General features: G+C 66.8%; 17 protein-coding genes. 7 read left to right on the forward strand and 10 right to left on the reverse strand.

All coding sequences use genetic code 11. The features are described from left to right. Positions 1–160: 160 nt before the first annotated feature. Positions 161–1,054 carry a LysR family transcriptional regulator gene (locus tag QX135_RS18255; protein WP_315739822.1) on the reverse strand — a complete coding sequence of 298 codons (894 nt, stop codon included), beginning with the start codon at positions 1,052–1,054 and terminating at the stop codon, positions 161–163. 261 nt (positions 1,055–1,315) lie between these two features. Between QX135_RS18255 and QX135_RS18260 the strand changes: the two genes are divergently transcribed. From QX135_RS18260 to QX135_RS18280, 5 genes are read left to right on the forward strand one after another with little or no spacing between them, the layout of a single operon-like run. Next, positions 1,316–1,792 carry a formate dehydrogenase subunit gamma gene (locus tag QX135_RS18260; RefSeq protein WP_315739931.1) on the forward strand — a complete coding sequence of 159 codons (477 nt, stop codon included), beginning with the start codon at positions 1,316–1,318 and terminating at the stop codon, positions 1,790–1,792. Next, entirely contained in the window at positions 1,789–3,345 is a 1,557-nt protein-coding gene (locus tag QX135_RS18265; protein WP_315785187.1) for an NADH-quinone oxidoreductase subunit NuoF, read from the forward strand. The genes QX135_RS18260 and QX135_RS18265 overlap by 4 nt, the downstream gene beginning before the upstream one ends. A gap of 23 nt (positions 3,346–3,368) precedes the next feature. Continuing rightward, entirely contained in the window at positions 3,369–6,248 is a 2,880-nt protein-coding gene (gene fdhF / locus QX135_RS18270; protein WP_315785184.1) for a formate dehydrogenase subunit alpha, read from the forward strand. Between the two features lies 1 nt (position 6,249). Further along, positions 6,250–7,098, forward strand: coding sequence for a formate dehydrogenase accessory sulfurtransferase FdhD (gene fdhD, locus QX135_RS18275; protein WP_315785182.1), 849 nt, complete (start codon positions 6,250–6,252; stop codon positions 7,096–7,098). Continuing rightward, positions 7,088–7,330 (forward strand): formate dehydrogenase subunit delta, encoded by a 243-nt coding sequence (locus QX135_RS18280; protein WP_315739826.1) that lies wholly within the window; start codon positions 7,088–7,090, stop codon positions 7,328–7,330. Before fdhD ends, QX135_RS18280 begins: the two co-directional genes overlap by 11 nt. 33 nt (positions 7,331–7,363) lie before the next feature. Here QX135_RS18280 and QX135_RS18285 read toward each other — a convergent pair whose 3' ends face one another. From QX135_RS18285 to QX135_RS18305, 5 genes are all read right to left on the reverse strand, one after another. Continuing rightward, positions 7,364–10,321, reverse strand: coding sequence for a bifunctional [glutamine synthetase] adenylyltransferase/[glutamine synthetase]-adenylyl-L-tyrosine phosphorylase (locus tag QX135_RS18285; protein ID WP_316179250.1), 2,958 nt, complete (start codon positions 10,319–10,321; stop codon positions 7,364–7,366). After that, the gene (locus QX135_RS18290) at positions 10,318–11,775 is read right to left on the reverse strand and encodes a sensor histidine kinase (RefSeq protein WP_316179248.1); all 1,458 of its coding nucleotides are present in this window, start codon (positions 11,773–11,775) and stop codon (positions 10,318–10,320) included. Before QX135_RS18290 ends, QX135_RS18285 begins: the two co-directional genes overlap by 4 nt. Then, positions 11,759–12,439 carry a response regulator transcription factor gene (locus QX135_RS18295; protein WP_315739932.1) on the reverse strand — a complete coding sequence of 227 codons (681 nt, stop codon included), beginning with the start codon at positions 12,437–12,439 and terminating at the stop codon, positions 11,759–11,761. The genes QX135_RS18290 and QX135_RS18295 overlap by 17 nt, the downstream gene beginning before the upstream one ends. 259 nt (positions 12,440–12,698) lie before the next feature. Next, positions 12,699–14,282, reverse strand: a complete 1,584-nt coding sequence (locus QX135_RS18300; protein ID WP_315777576.1) for a Do family serine endopeptidase — start codon at positions 14,280–14,282, stop codon at positions 12,699–12,701. Positions 14,283–14,989: 707 nt separating this feature from the next. Continuing rightward, the gene (locus tag QX135_RS18305; RefSeq protein WP_316179245.1) at positions 14,990–15,256 is read right to left on the reverse strand and encodes a hypothetical protein; all 267 of its coding nucleotides are present in this window, start codon (positions 15,254–15,256) and stop codon (positions 14,990–14,992) included. Between the two features lie 123 nt (positions 15,257–15,379). Here QX135_RS18305 and QX135_RS18310 point away from each other — a divergent pair, with 123 nt between their 5' ends. Further along, complete coding sequence (locus QX135_RS18310; protein ID WP_316179243.1) at positions 15,380–16,153, forward strand: hypothetical protein; 774 nt, start codon at positions 15,380–15,382, stop codon at positions 16,151–16,153. 494 nt (positions 16,154–16,647) lie between these two features. On the opposite strand, the gene QX135_RS18315 is transcribed toward QX135_RS18310, so the two are convergent. Continuing rightward, a complete protein-coding gene (locus QX135_RS18315; RefSeq protein ID WP_315756466.1) occupies positions 16,648–17,991 on the reverse strand; it encodes a methyl-accepting chemotaxis protein in 1,344 nt (447 codons plus the stop codon). 152 nt (positions 17,992–18,143) lie between these two features. Here QX135_RS18315 and QX135_RS18320 point away from each other — a divergent pair, with 152 nt between their 5' ends. Next, on the forward strand, positions 18,144–18,275 hold the full coding sequence (locus tag QX135_RS18320; protein WP_315739833.1) for a hypothetical protein: 132 nt from the start codon (positions 18,144–18,146) through the stop codon (positions 18,273–18,275). 48 nt (positions 18,276–18,323) lie between these two features. Here QX135_RS18320 and QX135_RS18325 read toward each other — a convergent pair whose 3' ends face one another. Genes QX135_RS18325 through ccmE form a run of 3 tightly spaced genes read right to left on the reverse strand, consistent with a single transcriptional unit; the run spans position 18,324 to position 21,330 of the window. Then, positions 18,324–18,812: a cytochrome c-type biogenesis protein gene (locus tag QX135_RS18325; protein WP_315812609.1), complete on the reverse strand. Its 489-nt coding sequence runs from the start codon at positions 18,810–18,812 to the stop codon at positions 18,324–18,326. Between the two features lie 5 nt (positions 18,813–18,817). Continuing rightward, the gene (locus QX135_RS18330; protein ID WP_316179241.1) at positions 18,818–20,797 is read right to left on the reverse strand and encodes a heme lyase CcmF/NrfE family subunit; all 1,980 of its coding nucleotides are present in this window, start codon (positions 20,795–20,797) and stop codon (positions 18,818–18,820) included. Next, positions 20,794–21,330: a cytochrome c maturation protein CcmE gene (gene ccmE, locus QX135_RS18335; protein WP_315756469.1), complete on the reverse strand. Its 537-nt coding sequence runs from the start codon at positions 21,328–21,330 to the stop codon at positions 20,794–20,796. The genes QX135_RS18330 and ccmE overlap by 4 nt, the downstream gene beginning before the upstream one ends. Between the last annotated feature and the right edge of the window lie 26 nt (positions 21,331–21,356).

Here is a 21,356-nt window from a genome sequence, read left to right on the forward strand (position 1 = left end):
GACGCCGACCGTCGCCACGGCAGCAACCTGATTGCCTCGTTGCGCTCGCAATGACGAGAGGAGGCAATTTGCGCCGTCATGGCGAGCGCAATCCAGGCCATTGTTCACCGCCGGTGGTGAGACACGGCGTCAGCGGCAACTCAGCTGCCGGACATGCGCCTCACGCCTGCAGGCTCGGTGCGACCTCGCGCGCGACCTGCACCAGGGCTGCGATCAGCGGCGTCATCGGGTCACGCTGCGGGATGACGAGACCGATCTGGTAGTTGATTACGGGATCGATGATCGGGATCGAGCGCACCTTGTCGGCGAGGCCGAGCGTCTCGGCAAGCTTGGCCGGCATGACACTGGCCCAGCGGCCGGTCTTCACATGGGTGTAGAGCACGAGCAGCGAGTTCGAGGTGAGCGTTGGCGTGACGTCGTTACCGGCGGCGCGCAGCGCGCGGTCGATGATGCGGCGGTTCTGCATGTCCGGCGTCAGCAGGCACAGCGGCACCTGCCCGACCTCCTGCCAAGTCACCTGCTCGCGATCGCCGAACATCGCGTCGGGCGCGGTCAGCAGGCGGTAGCTTTCGTTGTAGAGCGGGATGGTGCGGACACGGCCGATCGGCTCGTTCTCGATGTAGGTCAGGCCGGCATCGACCTCGAGATTCTCCAAGAGGCCGAGCACGTCGGCCGACGTGCACGACATGATGCGGAACCGGACCTCCGGATGCTTGGCGCGGAACGGCGTCGTCAGCGAGGCCACCATGCCGAGCACGGTCGGCACCGCCGCGATGCGGATCTCGCCCGACAGCTTGTCCTTGAGGCCGTTGATCTCCTGGCGCATCGCCCGGAAGTCGCCGACGATCCGGCGCGCCCAATCCAGCGTTCGCTCGCCTTCGGGCGTGAACCCCTGGAACCGCGATCCCCGCTGCACCAGCATGACGCCGAGGATCTCCTCCAGCTGCTTGATGCTGGTCGACATGGTCGGCTGGGTGACACCGCACGCCTCCGCCGCCCGGCCAAAATGACGCTCCTTGGCCAACGCCAGCAGCAGTTCGAGCTTGTCGATCAAGAGGTCGGCCTTCCAGCGGTTGAACGGCCCGGTTCCGCACGTTTTCGGCGTTGCCAGCCATGGTGAAACCCTATCACGACGAGGGGGGCGCCGACATGGTAAAACACGCCGCAGCCCTGTCGCGCGAACGCCTGTTTTTCGTCAACTTCTAGCTATCTCTCGATTGCGTTTCGCTATCGCAGCACGGGACTGCTTTATTGATATCTCGAGCAATTCCAATTTGGATGTGCGAAACGCTTGCAACGCAGAATCGGGATCAGGATGACGCCGGTGTACGAAAGTTGGGACGCGGCGCGCGGCGCCGAGATCATCGCCGAACATAGCAGCATGGAGGGCGCAACCTTGCCCATCCTCCATGCGTTGCAGGAGACGTTCGGCTACGTGCCGGAGGATGCCATTCCGATGATCGCGTCCGCCCTGAACCTGTCGCGCGCCGAGGTTTACGGCGTGTTCACGTTCTACCATGATTTCCGCGCCAAGAAGGCCGGTCGTCACGTGCTGAAGCTGTGCCGCGCCGAAGCCTGCCAGGCAGCCGGCGGTGATGCGCTCGCGGCGCGCGCCGAGGCCAAGCTCGGCGTCGCCCTCGGCAACACCACGGCTGACGAGCGCGTCACGCTCGAGCCGATCTACTGTCTCGGCCTGTGCGCAACCGCGCCGTCGGCCATGCTCGATGGACGCCTGGTCGGCCGGCTCGACGAAGCCCGGATCGATGCTCTCGTCTCGGAGGCCCAGCGATGAGCGTGCGTCTTTTTGTCCCGTGTGATGCCGGCGCGCTCGCTGTCGGCGCCGATGAGGTCGCGCAGGCGCTGCACAAGGCGGCGCTGGAGCGCAATGTCGACATCGAGATCGTCCGCAACGGCTCGCGTGGGTTGTATTGGCTGGAGCCGCTGGTCGAACTGGAGACGGCGCAGGGCCGCTTCGGCTTTGGTCCCGTGACCGCTGAGGACGTGCCGTCGCTGCTGGATGCGATCATCGCCGACAAGTCGCACAAGCTTTCGCTCGGCCTGACCGAGGAGATCCCGTGGCTGAAGCGGCAGACCCGCCTCACCTTCGCCCGCTGCGGCATCGTCGACCCGCTGTCACTCGAGGACTACCGCGCCCATGGCGGCTACAAGGGTCTCACGCGCGCGCTGACGCTGTCGCCGGATGCGGTGATCGCCGAGGTCACGACGTCGGGCCTGCGCGGCCGCGGCGGCGCCGGCTTCCCGACCGGCATCAAGTGGAAGACGGTGGCGCAGACGGCGGCCGACCGCAAATACGTCATCTGCAACGCCGACGAGGGCGACAGCGGCACCTTCGCCGACCGCATGCTGATGGAAGGCGATCCCTTCGTGCTGATCGAAGGCATGACCATCTGCGGCATCGCGGTGGGCGCCACCAAGGGCTACATCTACACGCGCTCGGAATATCCGCACGCGATCGCCACCATGACCAAGGCGATCGACATCGCCCGGAAGGCCGGCCTGCTCGGCGACAAGATCGCCGGCTCCAACCACACCTTTGATCTCGAGGTGCGCACCGGCGCCGGCGCCTATGTTTGCGGCGAAGAGACCGCGCTGATGGAAAGCCTCGAAGGCAAGCGCGGACTGGTTCGCGCCAAGCCGCCGCTGCCCGCCCATCATGGGCTGTTCGGCAAGCCGACCGTGGTCAACAACCTGCTATCGTTCGCCGCGATCCCCTTCATCCTCAATGAAGGCGCCAAGGCCTATGCCGATTTCGGCATGGGGCGCTCGCGCGGCACGATGCCGATCCAGATCGCCGGCAACGTCAAGTTCGGCGGGCTGTTCGAGACCGCGTTCGGCATCACGCTGGGCGAACTCGTCGACGACGTCGGCGGCGGCACCCTCACTGGCCGCCCTGTCCGCGCGGTGCAGGTCGGCGGGCCGCTCGGCGCCTACTTCCCGCGTGCGCTGTTCGACACGCCGTTCGACTACGAGGCGTTCGCGGCCAAGGACGGCCTGATCGGCCATGGCGGCATCGTCGTGTTCGACGACACCGTCGACATGTCGAAGCAGGCACGCTTCGCGATGGAGTTCTGCGCCATCGAATCCTGCGGCAAGTGCACGCCGTGCCGCATCGGCTCGACCCGCGGCGCCGAGACCATCGACAAGATCCGCCGCGGCGAGCGCGTCGCCGAGAATATCGCTCTGGTCGAGGACCTCTGCGGCACTATGAAGCTCGGCTCGCTGTGCGCACTTGGCGGCTTCACGCCCTACCCTGTGCTATCAGCGCTCAGGCACTTCCGCGAAGATTTCGGACCCCAGCAGCCGCGCCTGCAGGCCGCGGAATAGGCTATCGGGAAAGGACACCGACCATGTCGCTCATCCACGAAACCGATTACGGCACGCCCCGCTCCAAGTCCGAGACGATGGTCACGCTCACCATCGACGGTCAGAGCATCACCGTTCCCGAAGGCACCTCGATCATGCGCGCGGCCATGGAGGCCGGCACGCAGATCCCGAAGCTGTGCGCGACCGACATGGTCGATGCGTTCGGCTCCTGCCGCCTCTGCCTCGTCGAGGTCGAAGGCCGTGCCGGCACCCCGGCCTCCTGCACCACACCGGTGGCCGCGGGCCTCGTCGTCCACACCCAGACCGAGCGGCTGAAGAAGCTGCGCAAGGGCGTGATGGAGCTCTACATCTCCGACCATCCGCTCGACTGTCTGACCTGCGCCGCGAATGGCGATTGCGAGCTGCAGGACATGGCCGGCGCGGTCGGCCTGCGCGACGTCCGTTACGGCAACCAGGGTGAGAACCACGTGTTCGCCGACGCCTGCGGCGAGGCCAATCCGGCCTGGCTGCCGAAGGACGAGTCGAACCCCTATTTCACCTACGATCCCTCCAAGTGCATCGTCTGCTCGCGCTGCGTCCGCGCCTGCGAGGAAGTGCAAGGCACGTTCGCGCTGACCATCTCCGGCCGCGGCTTCGACAGCCGGGTGTCGCCGGGCATGAGCGAGAGCTTCCTCGGCTCGGAATGCGTGTCCTGCGGCGCCTGCGTGCAGGCCTGCCCGACCGCGACCCTGACCGAGAAGAGCGTGATCGAGATCGGCCAGCCCGAGCATTCCGCCGTCACCACCTGCGCCTATTGCGGCGTCGGCTGCACCTTCAAGGCCGAGATGCGCGGCGAAGAAGTCGTGCGCATGATGCCCTACAAGGACGGCAAGGCCAATCGCGGCCATTCCTGCGTCAAGGGCCGCTTCGCCTATGGCTATGCGACCCACAAGGAGCGCATCCTCAAGCCGATGATCCGCGAGACCATCGACCAGCCCTGGCGCGAGGTCTCCTACGACGAGGCCTTCAAGTTCGCAGCCGACAAGCTGCGCGGCATCCAGGCGAAGCATGGCCGCGACTCGATCGGCGGCATCACCTCGTCCCGCTGCACCAACGAAGAGACCTATCTGGTGCAAAAGCTGATCCGCGCGGGCTTCGGCAACAACAATGTCGACACCTGCGCCCGCGTCTGCCACTCGCCGACCGGCTACGGCCTTGCCACCACCTTCGGCACCTCCGCCGGCACGCAGGACTTCGACTCGGTCGAGGACAGCGACGTCATCATGGTGATCGGCGCCAACCCGACCGATGCGCATCCGGTGTTCGGCTCGCGCATGAAGAAGCGGCTGCGCCAGGGCGCCAAGCTGATCGTCGTCGATCCGCGCAAGATCGACCTCGTGAAGTCAGCGCACATCAAGGCGGACTATCATCTGCCGCTGCTGCCCGGCACCAACGTCGCCATCCTGACCGCGCTGGCGCATGTCATCGTCACCGAAGGCCTCGTCAACGAGACCTTCGTGCGCGAGCGCTGCGACTGGAGCGAGTTCCAGGACTGGGCCGAGTTCGTCGCGCTCGAGAAGAACAGCCCGGAGGCGGTCGCCGGGATCACCGGCGTCGATGCCGAGACCATCCGCGGCGCGGCCCGGCTCTACGCCAAGGGCGGCAACGGCGCGATCTATTACGGCCTCGGCGTGACCGAGCACAGCCAGGGCTCGACCACGGTGATCGCGATCGCCAACCTCGCGATGGCGACCGGCAATATCGGCCGCCGCGGCGTCGGTGTGAACCCGCTGCGTGGCCAGAACAACGTGCAGGGCTCGTGCGACATGGGCTCGTTCCCGCACGAGCTGCCGGGCTACCGGCACATCTCGGGCGACGCCGTGCGCGACCAGTTTGAGGCGATGTGGAACGTCAAGCTCAACCCTGAGCCGGGCCTGCGCATCCCGAACATGTTCGACTCCGCGATCGAAGGCACCTTCATGGGCCTCTACGTGCAGGGCGAGGACATCCTGCAGTCGGATCCCAACACCACGCATGTGGTGCAGGCGCTGTCGTCGATGGAATGCGTCATCGTCCAGGACCTGTTCCTGAACGAGACCGCCAACTACGCCCACGTGTTCCTGCCCGGCTCGACCTTCCTGGAGAAGGACGGCACCTTCACCAACGCCGAGCGCCGCATCCAGCGCGTGCGCAAGGTGATGAGCCCGCGCAACGGCCTCGCCGATTGGGAGGTCACGATCGGTCTCGCCAAGGCGATGGGCTTCGAGATGAAGTACAACCATCCGTCCGAGATCATGGACGAGATCGCGGCGCTGACGCCGACCTTTGCCGGCGTTTCCTACCAGAAGCTCGAGGAGATGGGCTCGGTGCAGTGGCCCTGCAACGAGAAGTTCCCCGAGGGCTCGCCGATCATGCATGTCGACGGCTTCGTCCGCGGCAAGGGCAAGTTCGTGGTCACCGAGTATGTCGCGACCGACGAGCGCACCGGCCCGCGCTTCCCGCTGCTGCTGACCACCGGCCGCATCCTGTCGCAGTACAATGTCGGCGCCCAGACAAGGCGCACCGACAACGTGGTGTGGCATGGCGAGGACGTACTGGAGATCCATCCGCACGACGCCGAGCAGCGCGGCATCCGCGACGGCGACTGGGTGCGGCTGACCAGCCGCGCCGGCGAGACCACGCTGCATGCGCTGATCTCCGAGCGCGTGGCGCCGGGGGTGGTCTACACCACCTTCCACCACCCGCTGACCCAGGCCAACGTCATCACGACAGACTATTCGGACTGGGCGACCAACTGTCCGGAGTACAAGGTCACGGCGGTGCAGGTGTCGCAGTCCAACGGCCCGTCGGACTGGCAGAAGGCCTATGACGAGCAGGCCCGCAACTCGCGTCGCATCGCCCCGATCGTGGAGGCGGCGGAGTAGCATGACCGATGCAGTGCGCATCGCGGATCGTCTGGTCTGGCGCGACGGAGCCCTCACCGAGGGCCACCGCCGCGTGCCGGAGGAGACCGCGGTCGCGCTGACCTATAATGGCGGCACCCAGGCCGTCATGATGGCGACCCCGCAGGATCTCACCGACTTCGCCATCGGCTTCAGCCTCAACGAGGGCATCATCGCCAGCCGCGACGACATCATCTCGCTCGATGTCGTCGAGCTCACCGACGGCATCGAGCTCAGGATGTGGCTGCCGCCGGAGCTTGCTGCGCGCATGGCAGAGCGCCGGCGCAGCCTCGCCGGTCCCACCGGCTGCGGACTATGCGGCATCGACTCCATCGCGGAAGCGGTGCGGCCGGTGGCGCGCGTGCCCGCGGGCCGGCGCTTCGCGCCGCGCGACGTCATGACCGCGCTCGCCGCGATCGAGCCGCTGCAGAAGCTCAATCGCGAGACCCGCGCCGTGCACGCCGCGGCGTTCTGGACGCCGGCGCGCGGCATCGTTGCGCTCCGCGAGGATGTCGGCCGCCACAATGCGCTCGACAAGCTCGCCGGCCACCTCGCGCAGGCGCGAAGCGTTGCGACCGAAGGCATCGTGCTCATGACGAGCCGCGTCTCCGTCGAGCTGGTGCAGAAGGCCGCGGCTATGGGCGCCCCCGTTCTGGTCGCAGTGTCAGCACCGACCGCGCTCGCCATCCGCATGGCCGAGTCCGCGGGGATCACACTGATTGCGGTGGCCCGCAACGACGGCTTCGAAATCTTCACCCATCCCGACCGGATCGTCGCGAGCGCCGAGACCGGCGCGCGATCAACACAGACGGACAACACCCATGTCGCATAACCCCTCCGAGCGCCTCGTCTACATGGCCAACCAGATCGGCAAGTTCTTCCAGAGCCAGGGCCAGGAGAAGGAGGTCGCCGGCGTCGCCGAGCACATCAAGAAGTTCTGGGACCCGCGGATGCTCAAGACGATCTATGCGCACCACGACGCCGGCGGCGCCGGCCTCGACCCGGCGGTCAAGGAAGCGATCGGCCGGCTGAAGCAGGCGGCGGTCACCAAGGAAAAGGCATAGGCGGCCGGCTGTCCTACCGCGCGCCTGGTCCGGTCATCCCTCCACGAGTGCGGTGAACACGCGCCGCACCTCGGTCTGCGTTTCGCGCAGCCTCGCCTCGAGCGCCGAGAAATCCGGCGCGTCGCCCGCCCGGGTCATCACCCGCAGCAAGTCCTCGCCGGCCTGATCCGGCTTGAACTTGTCGCTGACGCACAGCCGCACGATCTGCGTCAGATCGTGATAGAGCCGCGCAGCCTGACGCAGGATCACGGCTTCAGCACGCGGTAGCACGCCGAGCCGCTCGGCATTGTCCAGCACCGCAAGCGTGCTGACATCGAGAATCTCCGGCGTCGCCGCGGCATGGACGAGCTGCAGATATTGCGCGACGAAGTCGATGTCGACCATGCCGCCGGCGGCGTGCTTGAGATCCCACAGATCGGCCTCGCCCTTCTCGGCGGCGATCGCGCGGCGCATGTCGGCGACGTCGCGCGCGATCGCGCTCCTGTCGCGCGGCCGCCGCAGCGCGGCCTGGATGATCTCCTCGATGCGGGCCCGAAACGCCGGCGACGCCGAGATCACCCGCGCGCGCGTCAGCGCCATGTGCTCCCAGGTCCACGCCTCGTGCTCCTGGTAGTGCGCAAAGGAGTCGATGTGCGAGGCCAGCGGACCGGCGCGGCCCGACGGCCGCAGCCGCATGTCGATGTCGTAGAGCACGCCGTAATTGGTGCGCGAGGTGAAGGCTGAAATCAGCCGCTGGGTGAAGCGTGCAAAATAGTGCGCGCCCTGCAGCGAGCGCTCGCCGTCGGAATCCGGCGCGTCGGCATCGAAATCATACAGCAAAATCAGGTCGAGATCGGACGAGGCCGTCATCTCGCGCGCGCCGAGCCGCCCCATCGCGACGATCGCGGTCTCCTGGCCCTTGATGCGGCCATGCTGGGCGGCAAAGCGGTCGGTCACGAGATTATGCACGGTGTGCACGATGCCCTCGGCGACATCGGCGAACGCGGTGCCGGCCTGTTGCGCCGACACCGTCCCGGAGAGGATGCGCGTGCCGATCAGGAACAGGCTCTCCTGGCCGAACAGCCTGAGACGATCGAGAAACTCCTCATAGGTCCCGGCATCCTGCAGCGTCGACGCCAGCCGCTCCGACAATTCACGCCGGTCCGGGATGGCGCCGAAGAAGCGCGGATCGATCAGGCCGTCCATCAGCCGCGGCTGCCGCGCAAGCATGTCGCCGAGCCGAGGCGCCGCCCCGAGCACGAGAGCAACGAGCGCAACGAGGTCGCGGTTCTGCCCGAGCAGGGTGATCAGGCGGCCGCCGAGCTGCAGTGCCTGCAGGAAACGGTCGAAGGCGACGACCGCGCGATCCGGCTCGTCGGCATGGGCGAGGCCATCGATCAGCGCGGGCAGAAAATCGGTGAACGCGGTGCGCGTCGCATCAGTGCGGAACACGCGGTACTCGCCCGCGAGCCATTGTTGCAGGGTCTTGGCGACCATCACGGGATCGCGGAAGCCCAATGCGGCAAGATGCTCCATCAGGCGCGGCTCGTCGGGACCGGCGCCGTAGTTCACCGCCGGCAGGCTGACGGTGCCGGTGGGATCGCCCTCGAACAGCCGGGCGTAGTGTCCCTGCACGACGTCGAGATGAAACAGCAGATCGGTCGCGAACCGCTCGCGGCTGTCGTAGCCGAAGAAGCATGCGAAGCGGCTCACGCCCTCGATATCGTCGGGCAGGCTGTGGATCTGCTCGTCCGCCATCATCTGCAGCCGGTGCTCGACCCGGCGCAGGAACTCATAGGCCGTGGTGAGCTCGTCACGCGCCTGCTCCGTGATCCACTTGCTGGCGGTGAGCACGTCGAGCGCCTGCAGGGTCGGACGCACCCGCAGCTCGGGGTGTCTTCCACCGGCGATCAGTTGCTGGGTCTGGGCGAAGAACTCGATCTCGCGGATGCCGCCGCGCCCGACCTTGACGTTGTGGCCCTCGACCGCGATCTCGCTGTGGCCGCGATAGACCTGCATCTGCCGCTTCATGTCGTGGACGTCGGTCAGCGCCTGGAAGTCGAGATGCTTGCGCCATACGAAGGGCGACAACTCGGCCAGCATCGCCTCGCCCGCGACGACGTCGCCGGCGCAGACCCGCGCCTTGATCATCGCGGCGCGCTCCCAGGTGCGGCCCTCGCGCTCGTAGTAATGCAGCGCCGCCTCGGTCGACATCGCCACCTGCGTCGAGGCCGGATCCGGCCGCAGCCGGAGATCGACGCGGAATACATAGCCGTCCGCGGTGCGGCTCTGCAGCAGCCGCGCCATTGCTTGCGTCACGCGGACGAAGAACGGCTGCGGCTCGATGTCGCGCGCCAGCGAATTGATCTCGGGATCGAAGAACACGATCAGGTCGATGTCGCTCGAATAGTTGAGCTCGCCCGCGCCCATCTTGCCCATCGCGAGCACGAACAGGCCGCTGCCCTGCTCCGGATCGTCGGCATCAACGGGCGCAAGCCGGCCGCGCACCGTCTCCAGGCGCAGCAGATACCGCAGCGCCATCTGCACCGAGGACACCGCGACGTCGGTCAGCCCCGCCGTCACCTGCATCACCGGCCACACGCCGCCAATGTCGCACAGCGCGATCAGCAGCGCCGCCTCGGATTTCAGCCGCCTCAGCAGGCTCATCACCTCGGTTTCGCTGGAGGCGGCAAACACCTCGCGGCCGGTGCGGGCGATCAGCTCGGAAAGGTGCGCCTGCGGGTCGCAGCGCAAAAGACGGTCCAGACGATGGCCGTCGGCGCGCACGAGATCGAACAGATAGGGCGAGCACTCGGCAATCCCGAGCAGGATGGTTCGCGGCCAGCCGCCGGCGAGCAGCGCGCGGAGCGAGACCGCCAAGGACGGCTCGAGCTCGGCGAGCCACTCGTGAAGGCGGTGTTCGGCTTTGTCGGGCGCACGGACATGCGGGCCGGCAACGAAACGTTCGGCCAGCATCTGCCCGTCCGCGTTTCCCGGCGCGGAGGAGGTCATGCGGCCTTCTGTGGCACATCCTGCGCCGGCGCCGCAAGCTTCGCGGGCACGCCGGCACCGGCCGGCAGCACCAGGGTCGCGACAAGGCCCGGCCTGGCATCGCCGAGCCGGAGCTCGCCGCCATGCAGGGTCGCGACGGCGGACGCCAAGCTGAGACCGAGGCCGGAACCGGGCAAGGTGCGGGACGCCTCCAGCCGGACGAAACGCTCGACGGCGCGCTTGCGCTCGGCCTCGGGAATGCCCTCGCCATGATCGGTGACGCTGAGCAGCACCTGCCCGCCCTCGCGCCGCGCCTCGATCAGGATCTCGCGGCTATCAGCGGCGGCGGCATCGAGCGGCAGCGCGGCCGGCTTGCCGTATTTGATCGCGTTCTCGACGAGATTGGCGAGCGCCTGGCTGATCAGCTCGCGATTGCCATGCACCGGCGCGGCCGCGGCCTTGACCCGCAACGTCATCTCATTGTCCTCGGCCAGCGGCTCGTACAATTCGTGGATGCCGCCGGCAACCTCGGCCGCATCGAACTCGACCATGTCGCCGCGCGCCTGCCCGGACTCCGCCCGCGCGATCATCAAGAGCGCGTTGAAGGTCCGGATCAGGCCGTCGGATTCCTCGATCGTGCGCTCCAGCGCGGCGCGATACTCGTCCTCGGAGCGCGACTTCGCCAGCGCCTCCTCGGCGCGGTTGCGCAGCCGCGTCAGCGGCGTCTTCAGGTCATGCGCGATGTTGTCGGAGACCTCCTTGAGGCCGGTCATCAGCGCCTCGATGCGCTCGAGCATCGCATTGAGATTTTCGGCCAGGCGATCGAGCTCGTCGCCGCTGCGCCCGACCGGCAGACGGCCGGAGAGATCGCCATCCATGATCCGCCGCGTCGTGCCGGTCATGGCATCGATCCGGTGCAGCACGCGCCGCGCAACGAAGATGCCGCCGCCGATGCCGAGCACGACCACCACCAGCACCGACCATTGCGCCGCCTTGGCGACGATGCCGAACAGGCGGCGGCGCTCCTCGAGATCGCGGCCGATCAAAAGCCGAAAACCGCTGGAGAGCTGCGTGACATAGACTAGCGCGCGGTGGCTATGCTCGGTGCTGTCGTCGAGCCGCCGGTAGAACGTCTCCGACCAGCCGGACGAGCCCATGACGCCCGGCGCCAGCGAGCCGACATTGCCGGCGATGGCCTGCCCGGTCGGCGTGGTGATGAGATAGAGATTGGCGCCCGGCCGCAGCGCGCGGCTCTCGATCGCGCCGACGATTCCGCGCAGGCCCCAGCGGGCGAAGATGTCGGTCATCTCGCTGATCTCGGAGGTGACCGTGGTCGAGATCTGCTCGGTGATGAGGCGGCGGGTGTTCCAGGCGAAATAGCCGAGCAGCGAGGCGGCGAACAGCGCAAACAACAGCAGATAGACCAGCGTCAGCCGGAACGCCGTGGTGCGGATCAGCTTACCGAAGGCCGTCACGGATCATATACCCCGCGCCGCGGATGGTGTGGAGCAGCGGACGGTCAAACCCCTTGTCGATCTTGGAGCGCAGCCGCGAGATGTGGACGTCGATCACGTTGGTCTGCGGATCGAAGTGATAATCCCAGACGTTCTCGAGCAGCATCGTGCGCGTCACCACCTGCCCCGCGTGCTTCATCAGATATTCGAGCAGGCGGAACTCGCGCGGCTGCAGGGTGAGCTCGTCCTTGCCGCGCGCAACCCTGTGAGAAAGACGGTCGAGCTCGAGATCGCCGACCTTGTAGGTGGTCTCCTCGGCCGGTCCGCCATGGCGGCGCGACAGCACCTCGACGCGGGCGAGCAGCTCGGCAAAGGCGTAGGGCTTCGGCAGATAGTCGTCGCCGCCGGCGCGCAGGCCCTTGATGCGGTCGTCGACCTGGCCGAGCGCCGAGAGAATGAGCACCGGCGTCCGGTTGCCCTCGTCGCGCAGCGCGCCGATCAGCGACAGGCCGTCGCGCTTGGGCAGCATGCGGTCGACCACCAGCACGTCGTAATCCCCGCTTTCGGCCATGGCGAGCCCCTCCTCGCCGTCGCTGGCGAGGTCTGCGACATGTCCGACCTCGCGGAACGCCTTGACCAGATAGTCGGCGGACTCGCGGTCGTCTTCGATGATCAGGAGGCGCATTGCGGAAACGGGGGCGGTGGTCACGGTTGGTGTCCATCTACATGGACCGGCCGCGGTTTCCGTGCAAGGCGGCGTGGGCCCGGGGTTGATCGGCAGCAAAGTGGGCGGTGAGGTTGGGGGACCTCACCGCCCGAGTTCCTTCCGACGGAGGGGGGCGTTGTCCAACGGAAGGTCTGTGGGAGCGGAACTTTAAGCCCGCCCCAGGAAGAGCCGCCGACGCGGGGGCACTTGCCGGCGGCCTCCCATCTCGTAAGGGCTCTTAGCCCTTGGCCAGCGGCACCGCGACGAAGCGCGACTGGCCGCCGCTCTTCACACGCATCAGCACGCTGTTCTTGTTGTCGGCCTTCGCGGCGTTGATGGCCTCGCGGACGTCACCGGCAGAGGTCACCGACTTGCCCGCGACCTCCAGGATGACGTCGCCTTCCTTGAAGCCGCGATCGGCGGCCGCGCTCTTCGGATCGACCTCGGTAACGACGACGCCGTCCTTGCCGGCGCCGGCGACGCTCGACGCGGGCGCGACGGTCATGCCGAGCTTCGGCACGTCGGCGCCGCGGGTCGGGCTCGCATTGTCGCCGCCGGTGTCGGCCTTGGCCTCGATCGTGTTCGGCAGCTTGCCGAGCGTCAGGTTGATGGTCTTCTCCTGCCCCTTCTGCAGGACGTTGAGCTTGACCGAGGCGCCCGGCGCAATGCCGCCGATGGTGCGGGCGAGCTCACGCGCGTCCTTCACCGGCTCGCCATTGACCGCGGTGATGACGTCGCCGGACTGGATGCCGGCCTTCGCCGCCGGACCATTGGCCTGGGGCTCTGCGACCAGCGCGCCCTCGGCCTTCTTCATGCCGAGGCTGTCGGCGATATCCTGCGTCACCGGCTGGATCTGCACGCCGATCCAGCCGCGGCTGACCGAGCCGCTGTCCTTGAGCTGCGCGATCACACTCTTCACCGTCGAGGCGGGGATCGAGAACGCGATGCCGACGCTGCCGCCGGACGGCGAATAGATCGCGGTGTTGACGCCGACCACATTGCCGTCGACATCGAACGCCGGACCGCCGGAGTTGCCCTTGTTCACGGGCGCGTCGATCTGGATGAAATCGTCATAGGGGCCGTTGCCGATGTCGCGGCCCACGGCCGAGACGATGCCGGCCGTCACCGTGCCGCCGAGGCCGAACGGATTGCCGACCGCCAGCACCCAGTCGCCGATGCGCGGCTTGCCGTCGGCGAGCTTGGCGAACGGGAAGTTCGTGCTACCCTCGACCTTGATCAGCGCCAGATCCGTACGCTGGTCGGTGCCGATCACCTTGGCGCTGTAGGTCTTGCCGTCGTCGGTCGTCACCTCGACCTTGTTGGCGCCGTCGACCACGTGGTTGTTGGTCACGGCATAACCGTCGGCGGAGATGAAGAAGCCGGAGCCCTGCCCGGTCACGGCGCGACCACCACCGCGGCCGCCGCGACCCGGCATGCCGGGAATGCCGTTCTCACCGCCGAAGCGGCGGAAGAAGCGCTCCATCGGCGAGCCCGGCTGGAACGGCGTATCGTCGTCGCTGTCGTCCTTTGCGACCTTCTCGGCGATGTTGACCTTGACCGAAATCACCGACGGCTTGACCCGCTCCACGATGTCGGCAAAGCCGACGGGGCGCGCGACCTTGCTGACCTCGTTGGCGACCTGCGCGTGCGCCGAGGTCGAGAACAGATCGACCGGCGCCCCCTGCGGCGACAGGCCATAGGCGGCGACGCCGAGGCCCGCGACCACGGAGGCCATCAGCGCGAACTTGCGCGCCGAGAACAGCCCGCGCCGGGGCTGGCGATAGGACGGAAGCGAGGACAGGTCGGTCGGACGGTCAGTCATACGGTTTTCTCCGCAAGCGATTTTGGTCAAGGTCTAAACTTGGGTCCCGGGCTGTGCGCCCCGTTCGCCAGTGAAGATGGGGGCCGCCGCCTTACGGCGTGCTGGCTGCGGCGTTAAACTTCTGTAATGGACGGACACGAACACTGCGGCGGAATGGCGCAGATGGTGGAGCGCGACGGAAAAGCCTTGCGAGACCAGGCGCTTGCCCACGTCCCGGCCGCCCCGTAGCGGCCATCATTTTGGCCGGTCCGACCAAAGTCGTAACCCCCGTAGGGCGGGTTAGCCGCAGGCGTAACCCGCCGCCTTTCCAACAGCCCCCGATCCAGCCGCCGCATCCGCCCGCACCGGAGCCAGCCCCCGGCGGATGACGCTTTCGCTAATCCGCCCTACCCGTCCGGTGCGCTCGCAATGACGCCCGGAGCAACTATCCTGATCCACACTATCAAACAGCATGTGGAGAAAACTAACCGCGAGTCGAGCCTCCACATCCTCGCGACGCATCCCGCGCCCGAGTCATGCCCTTCAAACTCGCACCCTCACATCAAGGGCACAGGGAAGACCGGGCGCTGGCCGCGCCCGTGGCCCGCCTGCGGAAAAAAATGCAGGCGGCAGGTACCACAGGTCTGGCCGAACACGCCCGGCCCTCCCTGTGCGATGGTGTTAACGATTATACGTGATCTCCCCGGGGACCGGCTGTCTTGCCCCCGTCACCGGCGGATCATCACCACCGGCTTGGCCGCAGCATCGGGCGACCAGGACCACACGATTTCACGTCCGCGATCCGCCGTTCGTCGGCGAGGCCAAAAACCCCGCTGCGGCAGCCCGCGTCCATCGCATTCCATCCCGACGTCCGTGACGATCGCGATACGCCCCCTCAGCGGAACGGAACGGGCGGAGGATAAAGGTGATTTGGGGATGAAGGCAAGAGATTTTTTGTTTTTCAGAAGTAATTGACGGAATTTTCGAATGTTCAAGACATTTAAGCTAAGGGCGCTTTGCGAAACAATCTGGGCTTCGCCGCCCTCTTGTGATCAACTACCTTCGGTCCATGCTCTCGCTGTAGCAATAGCTCAAACTAATGGGACGGAACAGCTCGAGTGAAGCCACCGGACCCCAAAGCACTGATTGAAGAAGGCGCCACTTCGGTCAACCAAGACGCCTTCAGCCTTTTCAGGGACCTGATCGTGGCGATCCAGCCTGAAGACCCCGATCGGCAGCGTCTTGGCAATGAAAGTCTGCTAGCTGACATCTTCGGCGACAACCCGGTGCCGATACCGCGTAACTTGTCGGTTGATATGAAGGTGACCGATCTCCTCTATCGTTTCCTCGAACTCATTCGGCTGCCAGAGAGCTTCGAAGCCATAGAGCCCATGGCAAGGCGCCACCCTTGGAAAGCATCAATCTCGCGCGCGAGGCACCTGGAAAACTGCTGGTTCTTGATGGTTCATGAAGCTTACATCCTCGAAGAGCGATTAAAGCGCTTCTTGAACTGTGTAGGCGAGTGTGCAGAGGCCCGGGGCCTTTACTTCGACAAGGCAATTCCAAAGGTCGTACTTAAGGCGCACAAAGAAAGCTTCGGGGATCTGGTTGCGGCCCGAGGAGTGCACGTGCATCAGAGAGCCACGATTCCAAGGGAGATAGAACGAGTGGCGCTGATTGACTTGCTAAAATGGGATCTGCCGGTGTTCGAGTTTTTCGGACGCGTCGCTGTCGCAAACGCGCGCAAGCAGCTAATTACTCGCTCGGCCACATCACGCGTTAATGCCAAAGTGCTTATCGCAATGGCGATTAAAATGACCAAGCCAATTTGGGAAACCGTGGTGCGAGAAGAACTAAAGAAATTTCCGACCAAGCGAGCCACCAAAGAATAGCAGGCGTAGCCTGGATGAGCGCAGCGATATCCGGATTCATATCGACAGGGCGTGAGACCCCCGATGTCGCTTTCGCTCATCCGGGCTACGAGACCGCCGCTATGACGCGAGCGGGCGCCACACCCGCCGCTGTCGTCCCTGCGAACGCAGGGACCCATACTCCGTGACGCTCGTGGTGAAACAAGACTGGTCCGGCATCACGCGCAACGACATCTCCCTGGGGTTATGGGTCCCTGCGTTCGCAGGGACGACAGTGGAGAGCTGGGTAGCGGTGTCACGTTATGACGACGACTTGTAGGGCGGCTTAGCCGCAAGCGTAAGCCGCCGCGATCCGAGCTCGGTCTGCAGTGGCGGATTACGCTGCGCTAATCCGCCCTACTCGACCGAACGCGTCGCCCGGATGAGCGCGGCGATGTCCGGATTCGCCTCGACAGCGCGTGAGAACCCGGATGTCGCTGCGCTCATCCGGGCTACGGGCGAGGTGCCCGCAACTACTAGCTCGCCTTGACGCTCACGATGAACGCATCCACCTCGCGCTTCAGCGTCTCGGCCTGTTGCGACAGCTCGCCGGCGGCGTCGCGGGCCTCAGAGGCGAGGCGGCCGGTTTCGGCCGAGGTGGAGGTGATCTGGGCGATGTGGTTGGAGACGTCGAGGGTGCCGCGGGCGGCTTCCTGGACGCTCTTGGAGATGTCCTGGGTGGCGTTGCGCTGCTGCGAGGTGTCGACCTCGATGCCGGACATGATGGCGCTGATCTCGGAGAGCGTGGTCGAGATGCCGTCGATGGCGCCGCGGGTCTCGGCGGTGATGCCCTGGATGCTGGCGACGTGGGCGGAGATCTCGTCGGTCGCCTTGCTGGTCTGGTTGGCGAGGTTCTTCACCTCCGACGCCACGACCGAGAAGCCCCTGCCGGCCTCGCCGGCGCGGGCGGCCTCGATGGTGGCGTTCAGCGCCAGCAGGTTGGTCTGTGAGGCGATCGCCTGCACCAGCTGGACCACGGCGCCGATCTTCTCGGCGGCGTCCGACAGCGAATGGATGGTGTTCTTGCTCTTCTCGGCCTGCGACGCCGCGCCCTCGGCGCGCTGGGTGGCGTCGGAGACGCGGCGGCTGATGGTGCCGATCGAGCTCGACATCTCCTCGGCCGAGCCGGCCACCGTCTGGACGCTGCGATTGGCGTGGTTGGCGGCGGCCTCGACCGCATTGGCTTTGGCTGACGTGTCGTTGGCGGCGCGCGACAGGGTCTCGGCATTGCTCTTCAGCCGGACCGCCGAGGACGCCACGCTGCCGACGACGCTGGCGACGAGCTCGTTGAAGGAGTGGATGCGGCCGTCGAGAAAGCGCGAGCGCTCACCCTGGCGCTGCGCCTCCTGCAGCTCGCGCTCCGTGAGGCGCTGGCGCTCGATGCCGTTGGTCTTGAACACCTCCAGCGCGCCGGCGAGCTGGCCGATCTCGTTGCTGAGGCCGAGGCCGGGAATGCGGGTGTCGAATTTCTGGTCGGCAACGTCGCGCATGGCGCTGACCATCGCGGCGAGCGGGCGCAGGATGCCGTTCTGCACGGCGGCGTAGGTCATCAGGCAGACGGCGCTGGCGAACACGGCAATGGCGACGCAGGCCATGAGGAAGTAGGAGAACGCCGACTGCGCCTGCTGATAGGTCAGCATCGCATGATCGCGCGCGGGGCCGCTGAGACTGGCGAAATCCGACGACAGGCTGGTGATCTGGTTGTTGAGATAGAGCACCGCGATGAAGCCGGTGCCGCCGCCGATCGCCAACAGCATGAGGAGAGAGGCCACGACGCCCCCCACGAGGAAGCGGATCGTCAGATTACTGTTGGAGAACATCGGATTTGCCCGGGTACGTCAGACGGAATGTCAACGCACACTTCCAGACAAAGGTAAAATAAGATGAAAGCACGGGGGCGGGGCGAGCACGGGGTTTTGCGGGCTACCGGCCGAAGCAAGATGGAGCATCGAAGGCGTGCTGGACGCTGACCATGAGCACTCCGGCCACGTTCTGCCTTCCGCTCCTCACCCTGAGGAGCCCGCCGCAGGCGGGCGTCTCGAAGGGCGAGGCCCGCGCTGTGGCCTCATGGTTCGAGACGGCGCTGCGCGCCTCCTCACCATGAGGGTGAGCTCCGAAACCGGCGCGGCGCATCGACCATGAGTCGCGCACTTCATGTCGCCGGCGGCTGCTTTTCCGCGGCCATCAGCGCCGCAAGCCGCGCCTCCTCGTCGGCCGTCAGCTTCGGCGTGGCCTCCGGGCCGCGCTGGCCGCGGCGGCGCACCTGCAGCCACAGCGCGAGGCCGCCGCCGAGCAGCAGCACCGGCGGCAGCAGCCACAGCAACAGGGTCTGGCGCTCGAAGCGCGGCTTCAGCAGCACGAACTGGCCGTAGCGCGCGACCAGGAAATCCAGCACTTGATTGTCACTATCACCGGCGGCGAGACGCTCGCGCACCAGGAGGCGCAGGTCGCGCGCCAGCGGCGCATCGGAATCGTCGATCGACTGGTTCTGGCAGACCATGCAGCGCAGCTCGCGCGACAGAGCGCGGGCGCGCTGCTCCTTGGCCGTGTCGGCCATGACCTCGTCGGGCTGCACCGCATGCGCCACCGGCGCGGCGAGCAGCAGCAGCGCGAGCGCCGCGAGACCGAGAATGCGTCGCATCCGCCCTACTCCGCCGGCTGCAGCGCGTGCGCGGCACGCGCCGGCCGCGGCGCACCGACACGGAGACGACGATCGGACAGCGACAGCAGGCCGCCGAACGCCATCAGCACCGGACCGAACCAGATCAGCAGCACGAGCGGCTTGTGATAGATGCGCACGGCGAGGCCGCCGTCGGCGGTGGCGTCGCCGAGCGAGACGTAGAGCTGGCTGACGCCGCGGGTCATCAGCGCGGCTTCCGTCGTCGACATGCCGCGGGTGGCGAAGCTGCGCTTGCTCGGCGTCAGGACGCTGAGCTGCCTGCCGTCCTCGCTGATGACGAAGGTGCTGACGACCTCGCTGAAGTTCGGGCCCTGGCGCTGGGTCATGCCGTCGAACTTGATCTGGTAGCCGGCGAGATTGCGGACGTCGCCGGGACGGAGCGTGCTGATCAGCTCGCTGTTCCAGGTGGTCTCGCAGACGATGCCGAGCAGCGCGACGCCGAGGCCGGCATGCGCGAACGCCGTGCCCCACACCGAGCGCGGCAGGCCGCGGGTCCGGTGCAGCGCGGTCCTGAACGGCACGCGGGCCACGCCGCTGCGCTCGACCAGATCAACGACGGAGCCGGTGATGACGAACACACCGAGGCCGATGCCAACAGGCGCCAGCGCGCTGCCGCCGCGCGCCCACGCCCAGACGATCGCGATCGCCACCAGCGCGGTGATGCCGGCCGCGAGCAGCCGCTGCATCGCGGCGACGAGATCGCCGCGCTTCCAGGCCAGCATCGGGCCGAACGGCACCATCAGCAGCAGCAGCGCGAACAAGGGGCCGAAGGTGATGTTGTAGAAGGGCGCGCCGACCGAGAGCTTGAAGTCGAGCGCCTCCATGATCACCGGATAGAGCGTGCCGAACAGCACGGTGGCACAGGACACGGTGAGCAGCAGATTGTTCAAGACCAGCGCGCCCTCGCGCGAGATCGGCGCGAACAGGCCGCCCTGCTTCAGCGCGGTGGCCCGGCCGGCGAACAGCGTCAGGCTGCCGCCGATGAACAGCACGAGGATGCCGAGGATGAAGACGCCGCGCGTGGGATCGCTGGCGAAAGCGTGCACCGAGGTGATGACGCCGGAGCGCACCAGGAAGGTGCCGAGCAGGGACAGCGAGAAGGTCAGGATCGACAGCAGGATGGTCCAGACCTTGAGCGCGTTGCGCTTCTCCATGACGACGGCGGAGTGCAGCAGCGCGGTGCCGGCGAGCCAGGGCATCAGCGAGGCGTTCTCGACCGGGTCCCAGAACCACCAGCCGCCCCAGCCGAGCTCGTAATAGGCCCAGTACGAGCCCATGGCGATGCCGAGCGTCAGGAAGATCCAGGCCATCAGGGTCCACGGTCGCACCCAGCGCGCCCAGGCGGCATCGATGCGGCCTTCGAGCAGGGCTGCGATGGCGAAGGAAAACGAGATCGAGAAGCCGACATAGCCGAGATAGAGCATCGGCGGATGCACGGCGAGCCCGATGTCCTGCAAGACGGGGTTGAGGTCGCGGCCCTCGATCGGCGGGGTGGCGAGGCGCGTGAACGGGTTCGAGGTGGTCAGGATGAACAGATAGAACGCGGTCGCGACCCAGGCCTGCACGGCGAGGACGCGGGCGCGCAACGACAGCGGCAGGTTGTTGCCGAAGGCCGCGACCATGGCGCCGAACAGCGCCAGGATCGACACCCACAGCAGCATCGAGCCTTCGTGGTTGCCCCACACGCCGGTGACCTTGTAGAGCAGCGGCTTCATCGAGTGCGAGTTCTCGAACACGTTGGCGACGGAGAAATCCGAGGTCACGTGCAGGGTGATCAGCGCGATGAAGGACAGGCCGGCGAACAGCAATTGCGCCAGCGCCGCCGAGCGGCCGACATTCATCAGCGCGACGTCGCGCTGGGCGGCGCCGAGCATCGGCACGGTGGACTGGATCAGCGCCAGCGCGAGCGCCAGCACCAGGGCATAATGTCCGCTCTCTGCAATCACTGCGTCGCTCCTGCAGCGCTCTTGTCAGCCCCCTCGCGCATCGACACCGGGCTTGGTGTGGCTGCGCCGGCTGGCTTGGCGCCGGCTTGCGGCTTGCCGTAATCGTCCTTCCAATGGCCCTGCTTCTTCAGGCTGTCGGCGACTTCCTTGGGCATGTAGGTCTCGTCGTGCTTGGCGAGCACGGTGTCGGCCTTGAACACGCCGTTGGCATCGAGCGCGCCCTCGGCGACAACGCCCTGCCCTTCGCGGAACAGGTCCGGCAGGATGCCCTTGTAGGCGACCGGCAGCTTGGCGCCGCCGTCGGCGACCTCGAAGCTGATGTCGAGATCGTCGCCGCGCTTCAGCGAGCCCGGCTGCACCAGTCCACCGAGCCGGAAGCGCTTGCCCGGGCCGATATGCTTCTCCGCCACCATGGTCGGGGTCGAGAAGAACACGATGGAGTCGCGCAGCGCGTTGAGCACCAGCCCTGCCGCGACCGCGAGCACGAACAGCGCACCGCCGATGATCGTCAAACGCCTCTGCTTGCGTGTCATCCCGTCATCCCGTTGGCGGCGGAAGC

Origin of the sequence: Bradyrhizobium sp. SZCCHNR1098 (genome assembly GCF_032489375.1) — a bacterium.
Classification (GTDB): domain Bacteria; phylum Pseudomonadota; class Alphaproteobacteria; order Rhizobiales; family Xanthobacteraceae; genus Bradyrhizobium.